The 21,320-nt window shown below is 67.6% G+C and carries 16 protein-coding genes and 1 pseudogene; 9 read left to right on the top strand and 8 right to left on the bottom strand.

Annotated elements, in window-relative coordinates; translation table 11 throughout:
• Positions 1-18: 18 nt before the first annotated feature.
• A complete protein-coding gene (gene hutU, locus QC826_RS01930; protein WP_279764170.1) occupies positions 19-1,731 on the bottom strand; it encodes a urocanate hydratase in 1,713 nt (570 codons plus the stop codon).
• A 298-nt stretch (positions 1,732-2,029) separates the two neighbouring features.
• Between hutU and QC826_RS01925 the strand changes: the two genes are divergently transcribed.
• Positions 2,030-2,275 carry a hypothetical protein gene (locus QC826_RS01925; protein ID WP_279764169.1) on the top strand — a complete coding sequence of 82 codons (246 nt, stop codon included), beginning with the start codon at positions 2,030-2,032 and terminating at the stop codon, positions 2,273-2,275.
• Here QC826_RS01925 and QC826_RS01920 read toward each other — a convergent pair.
• Positions 2,255-3,589 (bottom strand): IS4 family transposase, encoded by a 1,335-nt coding sequence (locus tag QC826_RS01920; RefSeq protein ID WP_279762596.1) that lies wholly within the window; start codon positions 3,587-3,589, stop codon positions 2,255-2,257. The two genes, QC826_RS01925 and QC826_RS01920, sit on opposite strands and share 21 nt — an antisense overlap.
• 133 nt (positions 3,590-3,722) lie before the next feature.
• Here QC826_RS01920 and QC826_RS01915 point away from each other — a divergent pair, with 133 nt between their 5' ends.
• Positions 3,723-3,923 carry a hypothetical protein gene (locus QC826_RS01915; RefSeq protein WP_279764168.1) on the top strand — a complete coding sequence of 67 codons (201 nt, stop codon included), beginning with the start codon at positions 3,723-3,725 and terminating at the stop codon, positions 3,921-3,923.
• Between the two features lie 2 nt (positions 3,924-3,925).
• A complete protein-coding gene (locus QC826_RS01910) occupies positions 3,926-4,549 on the top strand; it encodes a hypothetical protein (protein WP_279764167.1) in 624 nt (207 codons plus the stop codon).
• Positions 4,550-4,586: 37 nt separating this feature from the next.
• Here QC826_RS01910 and QC826_RS01905 read toward each other — a convergent pair whose 3' ends face one another.
• The 3 genes from QC826_RS01905 to QC826_RS01895 form a co-directional block, all read right to left on the bottom strand.
• The gene (locus QC826_RS01905) at positions 4,587-6,245 is read right to left on the bottom strand and encodes an amidohydrolase (RefSeq protein ID WP_279764166.1); all 1,659 of its coding nucleotides are present in this window, start codon (positions 6,243-6,245) and stop codon (positions 4,587-4,589) included.
• A 264-nt stretch (positions 6,246-6,509) separates the two neighbouring features.
• Positions 6,510-7,679 carry a hypothetical protein gene (locus QC826_RS01900; protein ID WP_279764164.1) on the bottom strand — a complete coding sequence of 390 codons (1,170 nt, stop codon included), beginning with the start codon at positions 7,677-7,679 and terminating at the stop codon, positions 6,510-6,512.
• A gap of 41 nt (positions 7,680-7,720) precedes the next feature.
• Positions 7,721-8,140, bottom strand: coding sequence for a hypothetical protein (locus tag QC826_RS01895; protein ID WP_279764163.1), 420 nt, complete (start codon positions 8,138-8,140; stop codon positions 7,721-7,723).
• Positions 8,141-8,334: 194 nt separating this feature from the next.
• On the opposite strand from QC826_RS01895, the gene msbA reads away from it, so the two are divergent.
• The gene (gene msbA / locus QC826_RS01890; RefSeq protein ID WP_279764162.1) at positions 8,335-10,188 is read left to right on the top strand and encodes a lipid A export permease/ATP-binding protein MsbA; all 1,854 of its coding nucleotides are present in this window, start codon (positions 8,335-8,337) and stop codon (positions 10,186-10,188) included.
• A 78-nt stretch (positions 10,189-10,266) separates the two neighbouring features.
• On the opposite strand, the gene QC826_RS01885 is transcribed toward msbA, so the two are convergent.
• The 3 genes and pseudogenes from QC826_RS01885 to ada all read right to left on the bottom strand — a co-directional run bounded on the left by QC826_RS01885 (position 10,267) and on the right by ada (position 12,578).
• Positions 10,267-10,773, bottom strand: coding sequence for a hypothetical protein (locus tag QC826_RS01885; RefSeq protein ID WP_279764161.1), 507 nt, complete (start codon positions 10,771-10,773; stop codon positions 10,267-10,269).
• Positions 10,774-10,804: 31 nt separating this feature from the next.
• A pseudogene (locus QC826_RS01880) lies at positions 10,805-11,550 on the bottom strand (2OG-Fe(II) oxygenase).
• Complete coding sequence (gene ada, locus QC826_RS01875; RefSeq protein ID WP_409567850.1) at positions 11,499-12,578, bottom strand: bifunctional DNA-binding transcriptional regulator/O6-methylguanine-DNA methyltransferase Ada; 1,080 nt, start codon at positions 12,576-12,578, stop codon at positions 11,499-11,501. The pseudogene QC826_RS01880 and the gene ada overlap by 52 nt, the downstream one beginning before the upstream one ends.
• A gap of 206 nt (positions 12,579-12,784) precedes the next feature.
• On the opposite strand from ada, the gene hutC reads away from it, so the two are divergent.
• The 5 genes from hutC to rho all read left to right on the top strand — a co-directional run bounded on the left by hutC (position 12,785) and on the right by rho (position 21,070).
• Positions 12,785-13,504: a histidine utilization repressor gene (gene hutC / locus QC826_RS01870; RefSeq protein ID WP_093382161.1), complete on the top strand. Its 720-nt coding sequence runs from the start codon at positions 12,785-12,787 to the stop codon at positions 13,502-13,504.
• Positions 13,505-13,817: 313 nt separating this feature from the next.
• Entirely contained in the window at positions 13,818-18,482 is a 4,665-nt protein-coding gene (locus tag QC826_RS01865) for a PAS domain S-box protein (RefSeq protein ID WP_279764159.1), read from the top strand.
• A gap of 3 nt (positions 18,483-18,485) precedes the next feature.
• Positions 18,486-18,935, top strand: a complete 450-nt coding sequence (locus tag QC826_RS01860) for a response regulator (protein WP_279764158.1) — start codon at positions 18,486-18,488, stop codon at positions 18,933-18,935.
• Between the two features lie 321 nt (positions 18,936-19,256).
• Entirely contained in the window at positions 19,257-19,583 is a 327-nt protein-coding gene (gene trxA, locus QC826_RS01855) for a thioredoxin TrxA (protein ID WP_093382153.1), read from the top strand.
• Positions 19,584-19,807: 224 nt separating this feature from the next.
• Complete coding sequence (gene rho, locus QC826_RS01850) at positions 19,808-21,070, top strand: transcription termination factor Rho (protein WP_093382150.1); 1,263 nt, start codon at positions 19,808-19,810, stop codon at positions 21,068-21,070.
• The last annotated feature ends 250 nt before the right edge of the window (positions 21,071-21,320 follow it).

Raw genomic sequence — 21,320 nt, 5'->3', positions numbered from 1 at the left:
ATTCGCTTTCGTGTGGATTTACTTGATCATGGGGAGGTTCAGGTGGTTGCGCTTGGCGCACGCCACCGCCGTCTCGTAGCCCGCGTCGGCGTGGCGCATCACGCCCGAGCCGCTGTCGTTGACCAGCACGCGGGCCAGCCGCTTGGCCGCCGCGTCGGTGCCGTCGGCGACGATCACCACGCCGGAGTGCTGCGAGTATCCCATGCCGACGCCGCCGCCGTGGTGCAGCGAGACCCAGGTGGCGCCGCCGGCGGTGTTGAGCAGCGCGTTCAGCAGCGGCCAGTCGGAGACGGCGTCGGTGCCGTCCTTCATGCTCTCGGTTTCGCGGTTAGGGCTGGCCACCGAGCCGGTGTCCAGGTGGTCGCGGCCGATGACGATGGGCGCCTTCAGCTCGCCGCTGCGCACCATCTCGTTGAAGGCCAGGCCGGCGATGTGGCGCTCGCCCAGTCCCAGCCAGCAGATGCGCGCCGGCAGGCCCTGGAAGGCGATGCGCTCGCGCGCCATGTCGAGCCAATGGTGCACCTGCTTGTGGTGCGGGAACAGCTCCTTGATCTTGGCGTCGGTCTTGTAGATGTCCTCCGGATCGCCCGACAGCGCCACCCAGCGGAACGGGCCGCGGCCCTCGCAGAACTGGGGCCGGATGTAGGCCGGCACGAAGCCGGGGAAGTCGAAGGCCTTGGCGACGCCGTGGTCGAAGGCGACCTGGCGGATGTTGTTGCCGTAGTCGACCACCTTGGCGCCCAGCGTCTGGAACTCCAGCATGGCCTGCACGTGCACGGCGCAGGACGCGGTGGCGGCGGCGGTCAGGGCGGCGTGGCGCGTGCTGTCCTGCTGCGCCGCCTTCCACTCGGCCACGCTCCAGCCGAGCGGCAGGTAGCCGTTGATCAGGTCGTGCGCCGAGGTCTGGTCGGTGACCATGTCGGGCACCACGCCGCCGGCCTTGGCGCGCTTGACCAGCTCCGGCAGCACCTCGGCGGCGTTGCCCAGCAGGCCGATGGAGATGGCGTCGCCGGCCGCCTTGTGCTGCTTGATCAGTTCGATGGCCTCGTCGATGCTGGCGGCCTGCTTGTCGAGGTAGCGGGTGCGCAGGCGGAAGTCGATGCTGCTCTGCTGGCACTCGATGGTCAGCGACACGGCGCCGGCCATGGTGGCGGCCAGCGGCTGCGCGCCGCCCATGCCGCCCAGGCCGGCGGTGAGCACCCAGCGGCCCTTGAGGTCGCCGCCGAAGTGCTGGCGGCCGGCCTCGGCGAAGGTCTCGTAGGTGCCCTGGACGATGCCCTGGGTGCCGATGTAGATCCAGCTGCCGGCCGTCATCTGGCCGTACATGAACAGGCCCTTGCGGTCGAGTTCGTTGAAGTGCTCCCAGTTGGCCCACTTCGGCACCAGGTTGGAGTTGGCGATCAGCACGCGCGGCGCGTCGGCGTGGGTCTGGAACACGCCGACCGGCTTGCCCGACTGGATCAGCAGGGTCTGGTCGTCCTCGAGCTCGCGCAGCGAGGCGAGGATCTGGTCGTAGCAGGCCCAGTTGCGGGCGGCGCGGCCGATGCCGCCGTACACCACCAGGTGCTTGGGATTCTCCGCCACCTCCTTGTCCAGGTTGTTCTGGATCATGCGGTAGGCCGCCTCGGCGCCCCAGTTCTTGCAGCTCAGTTCGGGGCCGCGCGGGGCGCGGATGTCGCGGCTGGCGTCAAAACGCGGATCGTTGTCCAGGCTGCTCGAAGGGGTGGTCATGGTGGCTCCTCAGGTTGGTGGGGCGGGCCGCGGCATGGACGCGAAGATCCACGCGCCGCTCCGCGCATCCTTGAAGGATAGGTTGTCTATACAACCAAGTCAACCGGTTTTTTCTAAGGTACGTCAAGACGGCTGCACGACAGTTGGCGACGGGGCTCCGGGTTGGACCAGCACAAGACAGGGATGGCACGTTGAAGCGTAAAATCACTCTGAGTCACATGCTTCGCGGCGACGGTCTCTGGAACATGCAACGATAAGCGCGGCACTGGATAAATTCACAAGGAAAGTGAGTAGCCCAATGCAGATTGATATCGATGAAACAAGCTTGTCCGGGTTCAACGTCCCCGCCAAAGACGAACTGAAGAAGGCGACACTGAAGTTCGCGGACGACCTATTGAAAGAGGCGTACCGGATAGAGGCGTCCCACAATCCTGCGGCAGGGAATCCGCAAGTCACCAGCAGTATGGTAATTGATGCCGCAATTTTGATGCGCCGCGGTTTGGCTCATAGGTTTATACACAAGTCACTCGGCTTCCTCGCGTAGCGCCTTTATCGTTAGCGCGGCCACCCGTACTTCCTGAATCCCCTGCCAGATCGTTTTCACTCCTGGATCGCCGTCGCCTTTTCGCCCCAAGAATCCGCCGACGCGGGCGATCAGTCGCAAGACTTCGTTCAGGGTCGGAGGTCGATTCGGCCGTCGCTCCTTCGTGAGCAGGTAGGCGCCGCGGATTTCGTCAGGATCAAAGAACAGGCTCGCGTCCAGGTCCGGACAGATGCGGCCCAGGCGCATCAAGTGGGCGATGCGCCACGCCACGACCATGAACAGCGCCAACGCGCGCTCGATATTGTCGATGTGGGACAGCTGCATCGCCTCGACCTTGCACGCATTTTTCAACACATGGAAGAAGATCTCGATTTCCCAGCGCGCGCGGTACCAGTCGATCAACTCGATCACCTCCTCGCTGGTGGTGGCCGAGCGGTTGGTGAGCAAACGCCATTCGATCGGCTCGACGCCGGCAGGCGCATCGATTTCGCGCGCGATCACGCAGGTCGCCGCGATCTTGGCGCCGCGCCGCGCCGGCAGCTCCACCCGTTTGGCCCACAGTTGCTGGCGCACCTTGCGCCCCTTCTGTTTGTCGCGCGCGCCGATGGTGAAGCTGATTTCCCCCACCGGCGCGCCGTCGAGCGTGTGCGCCCACAGTTTCTCGCCGTCCGGCAAAGCCCTGTCGGTCTTGGCGCGGACCAGCCAATCAGCCGGCGTGCCGCAGTCCTGGGCGTACTTCATCAACTCGATCATGTCGGCCTCGCGGTCGGCCACGTACACCAGGCGCGTCGCCGGCATATCGGCCGCCATCTCGGCTACCCGTGCGTACCCCTCGATCCAGCGACCGCTCTCCTTGATCCCCGGCCGCACGCCGTCGGCGTCGATCTTCTCGCGTGCCCACATCCAGGCGTCGATGACGCCCAGCGGCAAGCGCTCCGGCGTGACGGCATAGGTCGGATGCACGTACATGCCGCGCTGGGCTTCATAGCTGAGTGGCCCGAGGCCTTCGATCTGCTGTCCATTAAAATTGAGTTCGGTCGTGTCCTGCAAGCACAAGATGACGGGGTGTTCGCCCATGCGCTGCTGCGTCTGGGCCCAGTGCGGCGCCATGATGTCACGCCACTCGACGGCCTCGTTTTCGAGAAACCGGTACGTGGCGATGGTTTCGCCCCAGCCGTTGCACGACTTGGGGATGCTGGCCGCCGGCCTGTCCGAAAAGCGCTCCATGATCTTCCTTGCGCGCCTGTCGAGGCGGGCATCCCCAAGGTAAAGTTCAGCAAATTCCACGTCCGTCCAGTGCGTCGATTCAGTCATAATTGCTTGAGGCAAAAGACAAGAGTAAACCTGAAATTTCAAGGGTTTACAAGCCAATTCGCAAGTGCTTGAATGTTAACGGTTTTTCCCGGCGGCGGTGTTGTTCGTCGGACATTCTTGGCGGACTGGAGATGTGTATAAACCTATGGGTTTGGCTCAGCCAAAGAAAAAACTCGGGATCAAATTGTTCCGCATTGCCGCCGCAGTGTTGGCACTGGTGGTTGGTTTCACTTATGACGCAACGAAGCTTCAATACAAGACGTACATGCTTATCTTCGTAGTGACAGTCGCGTTGGCGATACTTGCGGTGACTGTTTCGATAATTTTGGAGTAACCATGAGCAATTTAGAACAATTGAGCTCTAGCCAGCACGAGCAGGATCTGTGGGAATTTGAGGATCGCCAAAGGTCATCACACTTATTCCAACAAGTATTTCAAATTTACGCAGTCATTGGTGCACTTGTCGGTGTCCTTTCTTCGGCCTATTATTTTGTCCGAAAGCTTCAAATTGACCTGAGTTCTGAGGATAGGCTAATACTGCTCGTTGCAGGAAGCGGATTTGCGATTTCCATAGTCTCCTTTTCCTATCTATTTTTAAGAAGGCAAACCACTCATTCGAGGTTAACTCGTGCTCGCCATGTCAATTCAGCGTCAGATTTCCTCACCCAATGGCTACGCTTCGAAGAGCTTGGAAGAAGGAAACTTGAGGCGGCGGGAACAGTGTTCAATAGAACATCGATTCGGGATATTGTTGCCGGTTTGCTCGACGCGGGAATCCTCAAGGAACCTGATTTAGCACTGGTGGAAGAAGCGCTTCGATTTAGGAACACTTTGGTGCATAGTGGATCAAGCGTCGATCTGGAGTTTCTAACCCGTATGACAGGGGCAGTACGAGATCTGGCGGATCGAGTTGGGGCCGCCAACACTGATGCGCCTTACACGACACTGGCGCAACCTTGACCGCGACCTGTCGCCGGACGATTGCCCCCTCCCCGCCCTACTTCTGGAACACCCGCTTGCCCGCCACCCAGGTCTGCAGCACCTCGATCTTGCCGATCCGCTCGGCCGGCACAGTGAACAAGTCCTGCTCGGTGACGATGAAGTCGGCCCACTTGCCCGGCTCCAGCGATCCGATCACCTTCTCCTGGTGCGCCGCGTAGGCCGCGTCCAGCGTGAAGCAGCGCAGCGCCTCGGTCAGCGTCATGGCCTGCCGCTTGTACCAACCGCCGGCCGGCACGCCGGCGTTGTTCTGCCGCGTGACGGCGGCGTGCATGCCCTCGAAGGGATTGGGCGACTCGATCGGGAAGTCCGAGCCGCAGGCGATGCGCGAGCCCTGCGCCAGGAAAGTGCGCCAGGCGTAGGCGCCCTGGATGCGCTGCGGGCCGACGCGCTGCTCGGCCATGTTCTGGTCCGAGGTGGCGTGGGTCGGCTGCATCGACGGGATCACGCCCAGCGCTTTGAAGCGGGGGATGTCGCCCAGCGCCACCACTTGCGCGTGCTCGACGCGGTGGCGCAGCGCGCCGTTGTGGTACTTGGCGATCAGCGCCTGGTAGCCGTCGAGGATCTGGCGGTTGCCGGCGTCGCCGATGGCGTGCACGTTGACCTGGTAGCCGGCCCGCATCGCCTTCTCCATGCGCGCCCGCATCTCGGCGTCCTTGTGGAACAGCAGGCCGCTGGTCGACGGCATGTCGCTGTACGGCGCCAGCAGCGCGGCGCCACGGCTGCCCAGCGCGCCGTCGGAGACCAGCTTGACGGCGCGCAGCGCGTACATGTCGCCGGCGTAGGAGTTGAGCGGCCCCTTGGCCGACAGGGCGTCGAAGTCGGCGCCGGTGTCGGAGATCATGGCGTAGACGCGGGCGCTCAGCTTGCCCTGGTCGGCATAGCTGCGCAACAGCGCGTCCTCGCCGGCGCCGATGCCGGCGTCGTGCACGCTGGTCAGGCCGACCCGCGCCAGGCTGGCCAGGGCGCCGTCGAGGGCGGCGCGCTGCTCGGCCACGGTGGGCGCCGGCAGCACGCGGTCGACCAGCTCCATGGCGCCGTCGACCAGCACGCCGGTGGCCTCGCCGGCGGCGTCGCGCTCGATCTTGCCGCCGGCCGGGTCGGGCGTGTCGCGCGTGATGCCGGCCAGTTGCAGGGCGCGGCTGTTGGCCCAGCCGGCGTGGCCGTCGACGCGGCGCAGCCAGACCGGCCGCGCCGCCTCGGCGCCGTCCAACTCGGCGGCGGTGGGGAAGCGGCCCAGCCGCCAGATCTCCTGGTTCCAGCCGTTGCCGACCAACCAGCTGCGTTGCGGCTGGGCGCGGCCGAACTCGGCCACGGTTTTCAAGGCGCCGGCCAGCGAGGTGGAGCTGTACAACTCGATGCCGGCGGCGATCTGGCCCAGGCCGAAGACGTGGCCGTGGGCGTCGATCAGGCCGGGCAGCACGCTCTTGCCCTGCAGGTCGATGTGGCGCGCGCCGGGCGCCTTGGCGGCGACCCGCTTGGCGTCGCCGACGGCGATGATCTTGCCGGCGTCGTCGAAGGCCAGCGAGGAGAAGCCGACCAGCTTGCCGGCGGCGTTCAGGGTGTGGCCCCTGGCGTTGTCGATCACGGTGGCGGCGCGCGCCGGCGCGCCGGCGGCGGCGGCGGCAATGGTGGCCAACGCGGCCAGGACGGACATGGAACACTGCAGTTTTTTCAGGCGCATCGGCTCTCTCCGCTGGGAAGCCGCGCCGGCCGGCGCGGCGCTTCACACGGAGCAGAGTGTAGCGAGTTTTGCGTGCCGTTCCAACTGCGGCGTGCTTGGGCCGCTAGGCAGCGAGGGTGCGGTCCGCCTGCAGCTATGCTAAGAGAACCCAACGGCGCACATCGAGGGTCAGACCCTAGGGTCTGACCCTGGCTCGCCGCCGTCGGCCGGTCTTGCGGCCGCTGGCGTCTTGAGTGGTTAGAAGATCCCCTGCAGCGACACGGACAGCAGCTTGGAGTCGCCGAAGAAGGGATAGCTGTAGTGCGACTTGTCCTTGCTGACGTCGTACTGCACCTTGAGCGCGGTGTTCTTGCGGAAGTCCCAGCGCAGCGACAGGTACTGCGTGTTGCGCCCCTCGATCGGCTCGGTCACCGTGCGGTAGCGCGAGAAGGTATACATCGGCGTCCAGGCGCCGTACTGGTAGCCGACGCCGACCAGCGCGTACTTGTAGATGTTGTTGATGCCCTTGGCGGCGTCGACCTGCTCGTAGCGGTCCACCTCCGACTTGATCAGCCAGTTTTTGTAGTCCATATTGGCCGACAGGCCCATGATGCGCGTGCCCTGGCCGTCCACCAGCATGGTGCGGCCGCCGCCGGGCGCGTCCTGCCAGGTGCTGGCCTTGTACCACATGGTCATGGCGCGCACGTCGATCACGCCGTTGTTGGCCGTGACCGAGCCGCCGACGATGTTCTTCCACGACTCGTGGGTCGGCGTGGTGTAGTAGATCAGCGTGTCGTAGGCGTCGTTCTTCTGCGTGTACTCGCCGCCCCAGACGTGGAAGGTGGCGGCCCAGTCGGAGGCGCCGAGCTGGGTGCGGTAGCTGGCGTTGGCGCCCTGGTAGGCGTAGATCGGCCAGCCGTAGACGTCCGGCGCCGGCCGCACCCACGGGTAGGCGTAGCCGATGTACAGGTAGTCGCTGTAGTAGTACAGCGGAATGCGGAACTGGCCGGCCTGGAAGGTCCAGGCCGAGTCGGCCGAGGGCTGCCAGGTCAGGTAGGCCCAGTCCAGCGTCGGCCGCGAGCCGTGGTTCGGGTTGCGCGCGCGCGCCACCAGCTGCGCCGTGGCCGACAGCGTCGGCGAGAACTCCTTCTTGATCTGCACGCCGACCAGCGACTCCTGGTCGACCTGCCAGCCCTCGCTCTTCTGGTAGACCGAGGTGTATTCCCAGCCCTGCATGGTGCACGGGCACTGCCACTGCTGGTAGCTCCACGGCGCGCCGCCGCCCTGCGCCGAGCCGCTCAGCACCTTGCCGGCGGTGAGGTTGTAGAAGCCGGTCAGCTTGAGCGAGCCGTCCTCGGTCAGGTCGATCGCGGCGGCGCTGCCGGCGGCCAGCGAGGCGATCGCCCAGGCCATGATTGTCTTTTTCATCGAGCTGTCTCCAAATGGGGGAAGAATGGGGCCGGGCCAGGTCAGGGGACGGTCGAGACCGCCTTGACGCTGTCGTCGAGCGCCGCCTTTTCGATGTAGCCGATGGCGTTGACATTGGCGCTGACGGCCTTCTTCACCTCGGCGCTGGTCTTGTACTCCTTGGGCGCCTTGCCCTTGGCGGTGAAGACGATCTTCGACCAGATCGCCTCGACCTGGGCCGGCGACTTCTCCAGCACCTTCTGGCAGAACTCGGCGCGGATGGCCGAGCCCTCGGCCTGTTCGACCGGCGTGAACAGCACCGAGCCGCCGAGGAAGAACTGCGCCGCCTGCGAGGGGAACATGCGGGTGGCCGGGTTCTGCGGGTTGACGATGATGACCAGCTCGGCCGAGGCCGGCGCGGCCGGCGCGGCCAAGGCGGCCAACACCAGCAGCGGCACGGCGCGTGGAAGAAGACGTTTCATCTGGACTCCTGTGGGGAACGGGAACGATGCATCACGGGGCCAGTGTATGCCCGCCGGGCGGCGCAATGATTTCACAATGGAAACTTTTAGCGGAATTTTCCGCCGGATGTTTCAGATTCGCAACACAGCCGCCGCGCCTGCGCCCCGGGCAAGGCGGGTACAATGCAGCCTTCCTTGCCCACTCCCCATCCCCCGTGCAAAGTCGTCAACTCTATTTCCGCCTGCTGCGGCAATTCCGCCCCTACGGCCCGATCGTCGGCGCCACGCTGCTGGCCGTGGGCATCGCCTCGGCCACCGACGTGCTGCTGATCCGCCAACTACAAAACGTGGTCGACGCGCTGGCGCCCGGCAGCGCCATGGGCGGCATGGCCGGCGCCCGTGGCGGCGCCGCCGGCGGCCTGCTCGGCATGGTGCAGGGCTGGCTGCACGCGCTGCTGCCGAACGAGCCGTCGAAGGCGGCGCTGTGGGCCATCCCCGCCATCATCTGCGCCCTGGCGCTGGTGCGCATGCTGTCGACCTTCTCCGGCGACTACGGCGCGGCCTGGCTGAGCAGCCGGGTGCAGGCCAACCTGCGCGAGTCGATGTTCTCCCGTGTGCTGCGCCTGCCCAACAAGTTCTACGACAACTCCTCGACCGGCACCACGCTGTCGCAGATCGCCTACGACGCCAGCCAGGTGTCGCAGGCCGGCCTGAACGTGCTCAACGTGCTGGTGCGCGACTCGGTGGCCACGGCCGGCTACCTGCTGTCGCTGTTCGCCATCGACTGGCAGCTGGCGCTGTTCTGCCTCGGCCTGCTGCCGCTGGTGGCCATCATCGTCACCTTCGCCGGACGCCGCATGCGCCACCTGAGCCAGAGCGCGCAGCAGGCCATGGGCGAGCTGACCAACGTGCTCGACGAGAGCATCAGCGGCCAGCGCGTGGTGAAGATCTTCGGCGGCCAGCCCTACGAGCAGCGCCGCTTCGACCGCGTGGTCAAGCTGAACCGCCAGCTGGCCGTCAAGCACGCCGCCACCGCCGCGCTCAACTCCGGCGTCATCATGCTGCTGGTCGGCATCACGCTGTCGTCGGTGATCTACTTCGCGCTGCTGCGCGCCCAGGCCGGCGCGTTGTCGCCGGGCGCCTTCGTCGCCTTCATGGGCTCGCTGATGGCGATGCAGACGCCGATCAAGAACCTGACCAAGGTCAACGAGCCGCTGCAGCGCGGCCTGGCCGCCGCCGAGTCGGTGTTCGGCCTGATCGACATCGCCACCGAGACCGACACCGGCACGCTGGCGCCGGCGCGCACCGAGGGCCGTTTGTCGCTGCAATCGGTCGGCTTCCACTACCAGGCCGGCGACGCCGACAGCCGCCCCGCCCTGCACCAAGTGTCGCTCGACATCGCCGCCGGCGAGACGGTGGCGCTGGTGGGCAGCTCGGGCAGCGGCAAGACCACGCTGGCCAGCCTGCTGCCGCGCTTCTACGACGTCAGCAGCGGCGCCATCCTGCTCGACGGCGTCGACCTGCGCGACTACCAGCTGGCCGCGCTGCGCCGGCAGATCGCCCTGGTCAGCCAAGACGTGGTGCTGTTCAACGACACGCTGGCGGCCAACATCGCCTACGGCGACCCGGAGCCGTCGCTGGCGCGGGTCGAGGCGGCCGCGCGCGCCGCCCACGCCCACGAGTTCATCGAACGCCAGCCGCAGGGCTACCAGACGGCCGTCGGCGAGAACGGCCTGCGCCTGTCCGGCGGCCAGCGCCAGCGCCTGGCCATCGCCCGCGCGCTGTACAAGGACGCGCCCATCCTGATCCTCGACGAGGCCACCAGCGCGCTCGACACCGAGTCGGAACGGCTGGTGCAGGCGGCGCTGGAGGTGCTGATGCAAGGCCGCACCACGGTGGTCATCGCGCACCGCCTGTCGACCATCGAGAACGCCGACCGCATCGTCGTGCTCGACGGCGGCCGCATCGCCGAGATGGGCAGCCACGCCGCGCTGCTGGCCAAGGGCGGCCTGTACGCGCGGCTGTACCAGACGCAGAAGAGTGTGCAGGGCGAGGCGCAGCCGGTCTGAACCCGCGCACGCGGGGGCACGAAAAAAAACGCCGTTCAGTGGCAGCACTGAACGGCGTTTTTGTCATCCGGGGGTGGCTTAGCCGAGGTGGGCCTGCACCGCCAATAGCTGCTCATCGGTCAAAATCCGATACTCCTCATCCAAGTTTGAATTGAGTATGAATCTTCCATCGAAATAACAGGCGTAGACATTTCCCCTTGCAAGGATGGGATCAAAATTATCAATGGATGCGGTGGAGTATTCGTCACCGCACCAGGCCACAATGGCACCTTGATCGGTAAACCATTTCAAGGTTTTTTCGAGGAGGACGGGCCACTCGTCGGCCGAGGGCCAGCGCAATATCGCCACGTCCAATCTGAATACCGGATAATTTTCACCATCCCACCGGACAAGGCTAGCCTCGATGCCTTGCTCTGGCCATGCCTGCAACACGGCGCTCAAACCATGCAAGGAATGGGGGAAGTGAGTCTTCCAATGGCCGAAAAATCTCAGCCCATCGCCTTCCTCCTGACCCAGAAACCGCATTCCGGAGCCGTCGTCTTCCCTGATAGTTCGAATACACAGCAACGATTCTCTAGTGATCATAATCCCGAACGAATAGGTGATTGTGGGACGCTCAGCTGGCGTCGTGGAAGATCAGGCCCAGCGTGTGGCGCCGGCCGGAAAGCAGCCGGCTGACGCCGTGCCGCATGTTGACGCGGTACACGCCGCGCCCGCCCGACACCGGCCGCTGCGCCACAGGGAAGACGACGGCGTCGCCGCGCGTCAGCGGCACCACCTCGGCGCGCGACTGCATGCGTGGGCGCTGCTCGGTCAGCACGAACTGGCCGCCGTCGAAGTCCTCGCCCGGCTGCGACAATAGCACGGCGACCTGCAAGGGGAACACCTCGTCGCCATACAGGCCTGATGCAGGCAGTTGTAGTCGCCGGCACGGTACTGCAACAACAACGGCGTGGGGCGCGGCTGGCCGGCGACGTGGCACCGCGCCAGATAGGCCTCGTGCCCGACCGGGTAGCGCTGCGACAACCCCAGCGCCGCCTGCCAGCGATTGGCGATGGCGGCCAGCGGCCGGTAGAAGGCGCGGCGCAGCGCCGCCACCTGCGCCGGCAGCGGATAGGCGAAGTACTGGTACTCGCCCTTGCCGAAGCCGTGCCGCTCCATCACCACCCGGCTGCGGAACAGCGCCGGCTCGACGTAGCTGGCCGCCAGCCGGGCACACTCGGCTGGCGACAACAGGCCGGGCAGCAGCGCGCAACCGTATTCATTCAACCCCGCCTCGATCGCCGGCCAATCCAGCTCCGCCACCCGCCTCACTTGCCGGCCTCGCGTTCGAGCAGCGCGGCCTTGCGTTCGACGCCCCAGCGGTAGCCGGACAGGGCGCCGTCGTTGCGCACCACGCGGTGGCAGGGAATCGCCACCGCCAGCGCGTTGGCGGCGCAGGCGCCGGCCACGGCGCGCGCGCCCTTGGGCAGGCCGACCAGGGCGGCCAGCTCGGTGTAGCTGACGGTGCGTCCGGGCGGAATCTCGCGCAGCGCCTGCCACACGCGCTGCTGGAAGGCGGTGCCGCGCACGTCGAGCGGCAGGTCGAGGCCGATGCCGGGCGCCTCGACCAGGCCGACCACGCGCGCCACCACCTGCTCGTAGTCGGCCTCGGCGCCGAGCAACTCGGCGCGCGGGAAGCGGTCCTGCAGGTCGCGCGCCAGCGCGTCCGGGTCGTCGCCCAACAGGATGGCGCAGATACCCTTGTCGGTGCTGGCCACCAGGATCGCGCCGAGCGAGCAGGCGGCGATGGCGAAGCGGATCGCCGCGCCGCTGCCGCCGGCGCGGAAGGCCGTCGGCGTCATACCCAGCGCGGCCGGCGAGGCGGCGTAGAAGCGGCCGCTGGAGTTGAAGCCGCTGGCGTAGATCGCCTCGGTGACAGAGGCCTCCTGGTTCAAGCCGTGCTGCATACGGCGGGCGCGCTGCGCCACCGTCCAGGCCTTCGGCGTCATGCCGGTGTGCTGCTTGAAGACGCGGTGGAAGTGGAAGCGGCTCAGGCCGACGGCGGCGGCCAGGCTGTCCAGGTCGGGCGCCTGCTCGGCCTGGTCGATCAGGCGGCAGGCCCGCGCCACCAGCGCGGCCTGCCGCTCGGCCAGCGGCGGCAGGTCCGGCTTGCAGCGCAGGCAGGGGCGGAAGCCGGCCAGCTCGGCGGCGGCGCCGCTGTCGTGGAAGGCGACGTTGCGACGCAGCGCCGGCCGCGCCGCGCAGGACGGCCGGCAGTAGACGCCGGTGCTGCGCACGGAATAGTAGAACAGGCCGTCGGCGGCGGCGTCGCGCGCCTGCACGGCGGCCCAGCGCTGCTCCTCGCTGCGGTAGGCGGCCGTGTCGGCGGCCGGCGTCGCGCTTTTCATCAGGCTGTGCTTCATGCTGCTGCTCCCTTGGATGATGTTCAATGCTGCCATCTTAGCCAGCGGCGCGGCGCCCGCCACCCCGTTGCTTGCTTTCGAATTCGCCCCGCCCGGCCCGGCCCCGGGCCGCCCCGCCACTAGGACGGCCGCGCCGGCGATGCTAAAATGGCCGCAGCCGCCCAGCTCGGGCGCGCCTTCGGAGAAGCCGTTTGGACGACCATACAACGCAAGAGCACACCCCGATCTTCCAACGCATCAAGGACTACCTGCTGGCGCAAATCGCCGCCGGCACCTGGAAGGAGGGCGACGTGATCCCGTCCGAACAGGCACTGGTCAAGCAGTTCGGCGTCTCGCGCATGACCGTCAACCGCGCCGTGCGCGAGCTCACCACCGAGCAGGTGCTGACGCGCCGCCAGGGCGCCGGCACCTACGTGGCGCAGCAAAAATACCAGGCCACGCTGCTCGAGATCAAGAGCATCGCCGACGAGATCCGCGCCCGCGGCCACGCCCACCGCTCCAGCCTGCAACTGCTCGAACGCGGCCGCGCCGGCGAGCTGCTGGCCAAGCAGTTCGACCTGGCGCCGGCGCTGCCGCTGTTCCATTCGATCATCGTACACTACGAAAACGGCGTGCCGATCCAGGTCGAGGACCGCTGGGTCAACCCGCTGTGCGCGCCCGACTACATGCAGCAGGACTTCGCCAGCATCACCCCCAACGAGTACCTGATGGCGGCCGCGCCGCTGCAGGGCGCCACCTACAGCATCGAGGCGCTGGCCGCGCCGCGCGACATCGCCGAGATGCTGGCCATCGACACGCGCCAGGCCTGCCTGGTGCTCAAGCGGCAGACCCGCTCGGCCGGCCAGGTGGCCTCGATCGCCACCATGTGGCACCCCGGCCACCGCTACCAGTTCGCCGGCAGCTTCGCCTGAGGCCGGTGCCGGCGGAGCTGTCGGCGCCTGAAAGAATATTTCATTTACTGGCTTGCGATGAAATATCCTTTCAACGCGGCCGGCGCCCGCCGGCCTAGCATATTTCGGCCGCGCCGAATCTCTCCGTTTGTCACGCCGGGCCCCGCAAAGGCGGCCTTTTCAAGGAAACTTTCAGGCCGAAACCGACCCCGTCGCGGCGCGCGAAAAGTTAACACTATAGGCAATTCTTCAATGCTATAGTGGCCCGGATCGGCCATCGGCCGGCCGCCGCCGTGGCGCGGCGGCGACCACTTCGACGTTGAAAGGGAAGCTCTTGCTGCACCGTATTTTGCCATCTCGCGCGCTGCGCCGGCCGCCGTCCGGACGCGGCCTGGCCGCCTGCGCGGTGGCCTGGGCCGTGTTCTGCCTGGCGCCCGGCGGCGCGCTGGCGGCCGAGAAGGTCAGCGTGCAGCTGCAGTGGCAGCACCAGTTCCAGTTCGCCGGCTACTACGCGGCGCAGGACCAGGGCTACTACCGCGAGGCCGGCCTCGACGTCTCGCTGCACGAGGCGCAGCCCGGCGTCGACGCGGTGCAGAAGGTGGTCGACGGCCATTCCCAGTACGGCACCGGCAGCAGCAGCCTGCTGCTCAGCCGCAGCCTGGGCCAGCCGGTGGTGGTGCTGGCCTCGATCTTCCAGCACTCCGGCGCCGCCCTGCTGCTGCGCCTGGACGCCGACGGCAAGCGGCGGCCCTGGGCCGGCAGCCGCGTCATGCTGGCCAACAACAACGAGGAGCTCACCGCCTACCTGAAGAAGCAGGGCGTGCGCCTCGACAGCCTGTTCCTGGTGCCGCACAGCTACCGCCTCGACGACTTCCTCGAGGGCAAGGTCGACGCCTACGCCGCCTACAGCACCGAGGAGCCCTTCCTGCTGCAGCACGCCAACATCGGCTACGAGCTGGTGTCGCCGCGCGCGGCCGGCGTCGACTTCTACGGCGACAACCTGTACACCACCGAGAGCGAGCTGCGCGAGCATCCGGCGCGCGCCGCCGCGATGCGCGCGGCGACCCTGCGCGGCTGGCGCTACGCCATGGCGCACCAGGGCGAGATCGCCGACCTGATCCGCGCCCGCTACCCCAACCGGCACAGCCGCGAGCACCTGCTGTTCGAGGCCCAGGCCACCGCGCCGCTGCTCGAGCAGGAGCTCATCGAGCTGGGCTACAGCAACCCGGAGCGCTGGCGCTCCATCGCCGCCACCTACGTCGAGCTGGGCATGCTGCCGGCCGGCTTCTCGCTGCAGGGCTTCCTCTACACGCCGGCCGAGCCGCCCACGCTGGCGCGCTGGGGCGGCGCCGCGCTGGCCGTGCTGCTGCTGGGCGGCGGCGTCGGCCTGCTGCGCCAGCGCCGCCTGGCCGGCGCGCTGCGCCTGGCCCGCTCGCGCCTGGACGGCGCCGAGCGCGCCGCCGCCCTGGCGCTGCAGGGCGCCGGCGAGGGCGTGTGGGACTGGCAGGTGCAGCCGCGCCGGCTGAGCCTGTCGCCGCGCTACGGCGAGCTGCTCGGCTACGCCGCCGGCGCCTTCGCCCCCGGCCCGGACGACTGGATCGAGCACGTCCACCCGGACGACCGCGAGCGCGTCGAACGCGACATCGCCGGCTACCTGGGCGCGGCGGCGCGGCCGGACGGCGCCTTCGCCAGCGAGTACCGGATGCGCTGCCGCGACGGCGGCTGGAAGTGGGTGCTCGGCCGCGGCATGGTGGTCGAGCGCGACGCCGGCGGCCGGCCGCTGCGCGCCAGCGGCACGCTGAGCGACATCAGCGAGCGCCGCGCCGCCGAGGCGGCGCGCGTCTGCGCCATCGTCGACGCCACGCCCGGCGCCATGCTGGTGGCCGACAAGGCCGGCCGGGTGCGCCACGCCAACGCCGCCGCGCTGCGCTGCCTGGGCTACGCCGGCGGCGCCCTGGCCGGCCTGTCGCTCGACCAGCTGGTGCCCGACGCCATGCGCAGCAACGGCCGCGGCCGCGAGCTGTTCGCCCGGCCGCAGCTGCCCGGCCGCGTGCTGACGGCGCAGCGCGCCGACGGCAGCCGCTTCCCGGCGATGGTGCACCTGTCGCCGCTGAGCCTGGCCGGCGAGGAGCTGGCCCTGATGGCGCTGCGCGACATGACCCAGCGCAAGCGCGCCGAGGAGGCCCTGCACGCCAGCTCGGAGCGCTACCGGCTGATCGTCCAGACCGCCGCCGAGGGGGTCTGGATGACCGGCGCCGACGACCTGACCAGCTTCGTCAACCCGACCATGGCGCGCATGCTCGGCTACCAGCCCGAGCAGATGGTCGGCCGCGCCATGCGCGAGTTCATGGACGAGGAGGGCCACGCCCTGCTGCAGGAGCACCTGCGGCGGCGCGCCAGCGGCCTGGCCGGGCAGAGCGACGTGCGCTTCTTCCGCCAGGACGGCGCCTCGGTCTGGGGCCTGCTGTCGACCACCGTCGTCAACGCCGACAACGGCGCCTACGCCGGCACCCTGGCGATGGTCACCGACATCACCGCGCGGCGCCTGGCCGAGGTGGCGCTGCGCAACTCGAGCCAGCGCATGGCCTCGATCTTCAACGCCGTCAGCGACGGCCTGGTGGTGCTCAACGCCGACGGCGCCATCCTCGAGAGCAACGCGGCGGCCGTGCGCATGCTGGCCGGCGCCGCCGGCGCCCGCCTGTGGGACGGCGTGCGCGAGGACGGCAGCGCGGTCGAGCCGGCCAGCCACCCGGTGCAGCTGGCGCTGGTGTCGGGCGTCTCGGTGCGCGACGCCGTGATGGGCGTGCGCCGCGCCGACGGCGCGCTGACCTGGCTGTCGGTCAACGCCGAGCCGATCTGCGACGAGACGGCCAGCGTCACCCTGGTGGTGGCCAGCCTGACCGACATCAGCGAGCGCAAACGCAGCGCCGACGCGCTGCGGCGCAGCGAGCAACGGCTGCAGGAGATCATCCAGATGATGCCCAGCGGCCTGTTCATCAAGGACACCGCCGGCCGCTACCTGCTGATGAACCGCGCCTGCGAGCAGCAGTTCGGCTTCGGCTTCGCCGAGCTGGCCGACGGCGACGACAGCGCCATGCACAGCGCCGAGACGCTGGCGCGCTACCGCGCCACCGACCGCAACGCCTTCGCCGGCCGCGTGCTGATCGACTTCGAGGAGCTGATCTGGAACCGCCAGCTGAACCAGCAGCGCCACCTGCGGGTGTTCAAGAAGCCGGTCTACGACGAGCAGGGCGCGCCGGCCTATTTGATCGGCATGTCGATCGACATCACCGACAGCAAGCAGGCCGAGCGCGCGCTGCGCGAACTCAACGAGCATCTGGAGGAGCGCGTGGCGCAGCGCACCGAGCAGCTGGGCCAGGCCAAGCAGCTGGCCGAGGAGGCCAGCCTGGCCAAGGGCCAGTTCCTGGCCAACATGAGCCACGAGATCCGCACGCCGATGAACGGGGTGATCGGCATGGCCTACCTGGCGCTCAAGACCGACCTCGACCCGCGCCAGCGCGACTACCTGGAGAAGATCCGCTTCGCCGGCGAGCACCTGCTGGGCATCATCGACGACATCCTCGACATCTCCAAGATCGAGGCCGGCAAGCTGGAGATCGAGCAGGTCGACTTTTCGCTCGACCACGTCATGCAGACCCTGACCACGGTGGTGGCGCCGAAGGCGGCCAGCCGCGAACTCGAGCTGGTGTTCGAACTGGCGCCGGACCTGCCGGCCATGCTGCGCGGCGACCCGCTGCGGCTGGGCCAGGTGCTGATCAACTACACCAACAACGCCATCAAGTTCAGCGAGAAGGGCCGCATCGAGATCCGCGTGCGCCAGGTGGTGGGCGACGCCGCCAGCTGCCTGCTGCGCTTCGAGGTGAGCGACCACGGCATCGGCCTGTCCGAGGCCGAGATGGACAAGCTGTTCCAGTCCTTCCAGCAGGCCGACACCTCGACCACCCGCGAGTACGGCGGCACCGGCCTGGGCCTGGCCATCTGCAAGCAGCTGGCCCAGCTGATGGGCGGCGACGTCGGCGTCGCCAGCCGGCCCGGCGAGGGCAGCACCTTCTGGTTCACCGCCCGCCTCGGCGTGGCGCACGGCAGCGTGCCGGCGCTGATCCACCAGGTCAACGACGCCGCCGCCGCCCTGCTGGCCAGCGCGCGCAGCGCCGCCGTGATGGACGCGCTGCGCCACGCCCGCATCCTGCTGGTCGAGGACAACACCTTCAACCAGCAGATCGCGTTGGAGATGCTGGAGGAGGTCGGCGCCTCGGTGTGCCTGGCCAACAACGGCGTCGAGGCCCTCGAGCTGCTGCGCCAGACCGCCTTCGACTGCGTGCTGATGGACGTGCAGATGCCGCTGATGGACGGCCTCGAGGCGACCCGCCGCATCCGCGCCGAGCCGCGCCTGGGCGGCCTGCGCGTGCTGGCCATGACCGCCACCGCCACCAGCGAGGACCGGGTGCGCTGCCTGGCCGCCGGCATGGACGACTTCATCTCCAAGCCGATCCAGCCGGCGCTGATGTACCAGACCATCGCCAACTGGCTACCCGAGCGCGCCGCCGGCGCCGAGGCGGCCGCCGCGCCGGCGCCGGGCGCGGCGCGGCCGGCGGCCGCCTTCAAGGCCACCCTGGGCGGCGACCCGGCGGTGATCGACCTGACCATCCTGGCCAAGCTGCTCGGCTACCACCCGCAGAAGGTGCGCAAGTTCGCCTTCAAGTTCCTGCAGACCACCCAGGACGGCCTGGCCGAAATGGACACGGCGCTGGCGCGCGGCGACATCGACGCCATGCGCGCGCTGGGCCACCGCATCAAGGCCTCGGCGCGCACCGTCGGCGCGCTCGGCATGGCCGAGCTGCTGCAGGCGATGGAGGAGCTGCCGCCCGGCCCCGACGAGGCGCTGCGCGGCGGCGCCCTGCTGGCGCGCCTGTGGCCGCTGCTCGAGCAGGTGACCGAGCACGTGATGACCAACACCACCTTCGCCAACGACGACTGAGCCATGCTATCGACCTCCGACACCCCCGCCACGGCGCAGACCGACACCGACGCCGCGCGCACCGTGGCGCCCCCCGGCCTGTGCGTGCTGGTGGTCGACGACGACGCCTTCCAGCGCGCCCTGCTGCGCGAGCTGCTCGCCGAACTGGGCGTGGGCACGGTGCTGCTGGCCGGCGACGGCGCCAGCGGCGTGGCCGCCTACGACGCCGCCCGGCCGCGCCCGGACGCGGTGATCTCCGACCTGTGCATGCCCGGCGAGGACGGCTTCGCCCTGCTCGACGCGCTGGCCGCGCGCCGCTTCGGCGGCGGCCTGATCCTGATGTCCGGCCAGGAGACCCGGCTGCTGCAGTCGGCCCGCCTGATGGCCCAGTTCCACCAGTTGCAGCTGCTGGCGGCGCTGCCCAAGCCGGTCAGCCGGCTGGCGCTGTGCCAGGCGCTCGAGCGGCTGTATTGAGGCCGGCGCGCGCGCCACGGGCAACGACCCAGGGTCAGACCCTAGGGTCTGACCCTATGCCGCCCGGCCGGGGCCATATCAAGCCACGCCACAATAGAAACCAACTATTTATACAATCTGGCACACATTTTCGAAAAATGGGTTATTATTTCAGCCATCCCCGCCTGCCTACCTTCTTGCCACCCCTTCCAGAACATTGAATTTGCACCCATTGCCTCCATCTGCTGCCCGTAGTCCGGCAACGTTGATGGCGATTGCAGACAAGAATGGCATGATCCCCAGGCGTTATTGATCCCACACTGACCCTCATTTGAGGAAAACATGAGCGAAAATATCAAACACATTACCGATGCCTCCTTCGACGCCGACGTGCTCAAGTCCGACCGCCCAGTGCTGGTCGACTTCTGGGCCGAGTGGTGCGGTCCCTGCAAGGCCATCGGCCCGATCCTGGAAGAAGTGGCGAAAGAGTACGACGGCAAGATCCTGATCGCCAAGATGGACGTCGACGCCAACCAGGGCGTGCCGGCCAAGTTCGGCATCCGCGGCATCCCGACCTTGATCCTGTTCAAGAACGGCGTGGCGGCGGCGCAAAAGGTCGGCGCGATGGCGAAAGGCCAGCTGACCTCTTTCATCGACAGCAATATTTAAGTAAGATCGTGGACGCGGCCGGCCGAGCGCACGCCGCGTCCATGATGTAAGGCAGCACCGGCAGCGAAGAATAAGAACACAATCGGCAGCACAGGCAGCAAACTAAGACGGCGCCGCGCCCGCGACGCCATCCGATCGGCAGGGTCGCCACGGCGCCCATATTGATTAACACCACGCAGTTCCCTCCCCTACCTTTACTTCCCGTCACGGGACACTCAACACATATGCATCTATCTGAATTGAAGGCCTTACACGTCTCGGCCCTGCTGGAGATGGCGATCGGTCTGGATATCGACAACGCGGCGCGTCTGCGCAAACAGGAATTGATGTTTGCGATCCTGAAAAAGCGCGCGAAATCCGGCGAACAAATCTTCGGCGACGGCGCCCTCGAGGTGCTGCCCGACGGCTTCGGCTTCCTGCGCTCGCCCGACGCCAGCTACATGGCCTCGACCGACGACATCTACATCTCGCCGTCGCAGATCCGCCGCTTCAACCTGCACACCGGCGACTCCATCGAGGGCGAGGTGCGCACGCCGAAGGACGGCGAGCGCTACTTCGCGCTGGTCAAGGTCGACAAGGTCAACGGCGAATCGCCGGAGATGTCGAAGCACCGCATCCTGTTCGAGAACCTGACGCCGCTGCACCCGAACGAGCCGCTGCGCCTGGAGCGCGAGATGAACGGCCAGGAGAACATCACCGGCCGCATCGTCGACCTGATCTCGCCGATCGGCAAGGGCCAGCGCGGCCTGCTGGTGGCCTCGCCCAAGTCGGGCAAGTCGGTCATGCTGCAGCACATCGCCCACGCCATCACCGCCAACCACCCCGACGTCACCCTGATCGTGCTGCTGATCGACGAGCGCCCGGAGGAAGTGACCGAGATGCAACGCTCGGTGCGCGGCGAAGTGGTCGCCTCGACCTTCGACGAGCCGGCCACCCGCCACGTCCAGGTCGCCGAGATGGTGCTGGAAAAGGCCAAGCGCCTGGTTGAAATGAAAAAAGACGTGGTGATCCTGCTCGACTCGATCACCCGCCTGGCGCGCGCCTACAACACCGTGATCCCGGCCTCGGGCAAGGTGCTGACCGGTGGTGTCGACGCCAACGCGCTGCAACGTCCGAAGCGCTTCTTCGGCGCCGCCCGCAACATCGAGGAGGGCGGCTCGCTGACCATCATCGCCACCGCGCTGATCGAGACCGGCTCGCGCATGGACGACGTGATCTACGAGGAGTTCAAGGGCACCGGCAACATGGAGGTGCACCTGGAGCGCCGCCTGGCCGAGAAGCGGGTCTACCCGGCGATCAACCTGAACAAGTCCGGCACGCGCCGCGAGGAGTTGCTGATCAAGCCGGACCAGCTGCAGAAGATCTGGATCCTGCGCAAGCTGCTGTACTCGATGGACGAGATCGAGGCGATGGAGTTCATCCTCGACAAGATGAAGGCCACCAAGACCAACGGTGAGTTCTTCGACATGATGCGCCGCGGCGGCTAAGCCCCCGGCGGCATCGACAAGGGGCGGCGTCCGCGAGGGCGCCGCCCTTTTTTTATCGTCCCGCCGGCGGCCTGTCCTGAGGGTCAGACCCTGAGGGTCTGACCCTGGCTCGGCGGCCGTGGCGGGCCAGCTTGCCGCCCCCGGCAAAGCGCTGTATAATCCACGGTTGCATTAATTTAAACCCTGGCAAGTGATCGGCAATCGGGTCAAGAAGCAAGACGACCGACGAAGTGCTGTTTGGCTACCTACC

It is taken from the genome of Rugamonas sp. DEMB1 (genome assembly GCF_029834475.1).
Taxonomy (GTDB): domain Bacteria; phylum Pseudomonadota; class Gammaproteobacteria; order Burkholderiales; family Burkholderiaceae_D; genus Rugamonas; species Rugamonas rubra.
Note: the sequence above shows the minus strand (reverse complement) of the source record. Positions and strands in the feature narration are given on the sequence as shown.

Excerpts from the sequence above, each read along its gene's own strand:
- hutU (WP_279764170.1), bottom strand. The coding sequence starts at position 1,731 with ATGACCACCCCTTCGAGCAGCCTGGACAACGATCCGCGTTTTGACGCC.
- QC826_RS01925 (WP_279764169.1), top strand. The coding sequence starts at position 2,030 with ATGCAGATTGATATCGATGAAACAAGCTTGTCCGGGTTCAACGTCCCC.
- QC826_RS01920 (WP_279762596.1), bottom strand. The coding sequence starts at position 3,589 with ATGACTGAATCGACGCACTGGACGGACGTGGAATTTGCTGAACTTTAC.
- QC826_RS01910 (WP_279764167.1), top strand. The coding sequence starts at position 3,926 with ATGAGCAATTTAGAACAATTGAGCTCTAGCCAGCACGAGCAGGATCTG.
- QC826_RS01905 (WP_279764166.1), bottom strand. The coding sequence starts at position 6,245 with ATGTCCGTCCTGGCCGCGTTGGCCACCATTGCCGCCGCCGCCGCCGGC.
- QC826_RS01900 (WP_279764164.1), bottom strand. The coding sequence starts at position 7,679 with ATGAAAAAGACAATCATGGCCTGGGCGATCGCCTCGCTGGCCGCCGGC.
- QC826_RS01895 (WP_279764163.1), bottom strand. The coding sequence starts at position 8,140 with ATGAAACGTCTTCTTCCACGCGCCGTGCCGCTGCTGGTGTTGGCCGCC.
- QC826_RS01885 (WP_279764161.1), bottom strand. The coding sequence starts at position 10,773 with ATGATCACTAGAGAATCGTTGCTGTGTATTCGAACTATCAGGGAAGAC.
- ada (WP_409567850.1), bottom strand. The coding sequence starts at position 12,578 with ATGAAAAGCGCGACGCCGGCCGCCGACACGGCCGCCTACCGCAGCGAG.
- QC826_RS01860 (WP_279764158.1), top strand. The coding sequence starts at position 18,486 with ATGCTATCGACCTCCGACACCCCCGCCACGGCGCAGACCGACACCGAC.
- trxA (WP_093382153.1), top strand. The coding sequence starts at position 19,257 with ATGAGCGAAAATATCAAACACATTACCGATGCCTCCTTCGACGCCGAC.
- rho (WP_093382150.1), top strand. The coding sequence starts at position 19,808 with ATGCATCTATCTGAATTGAAGGCCTTACACGTCTCGGCCCTGCTGGAG.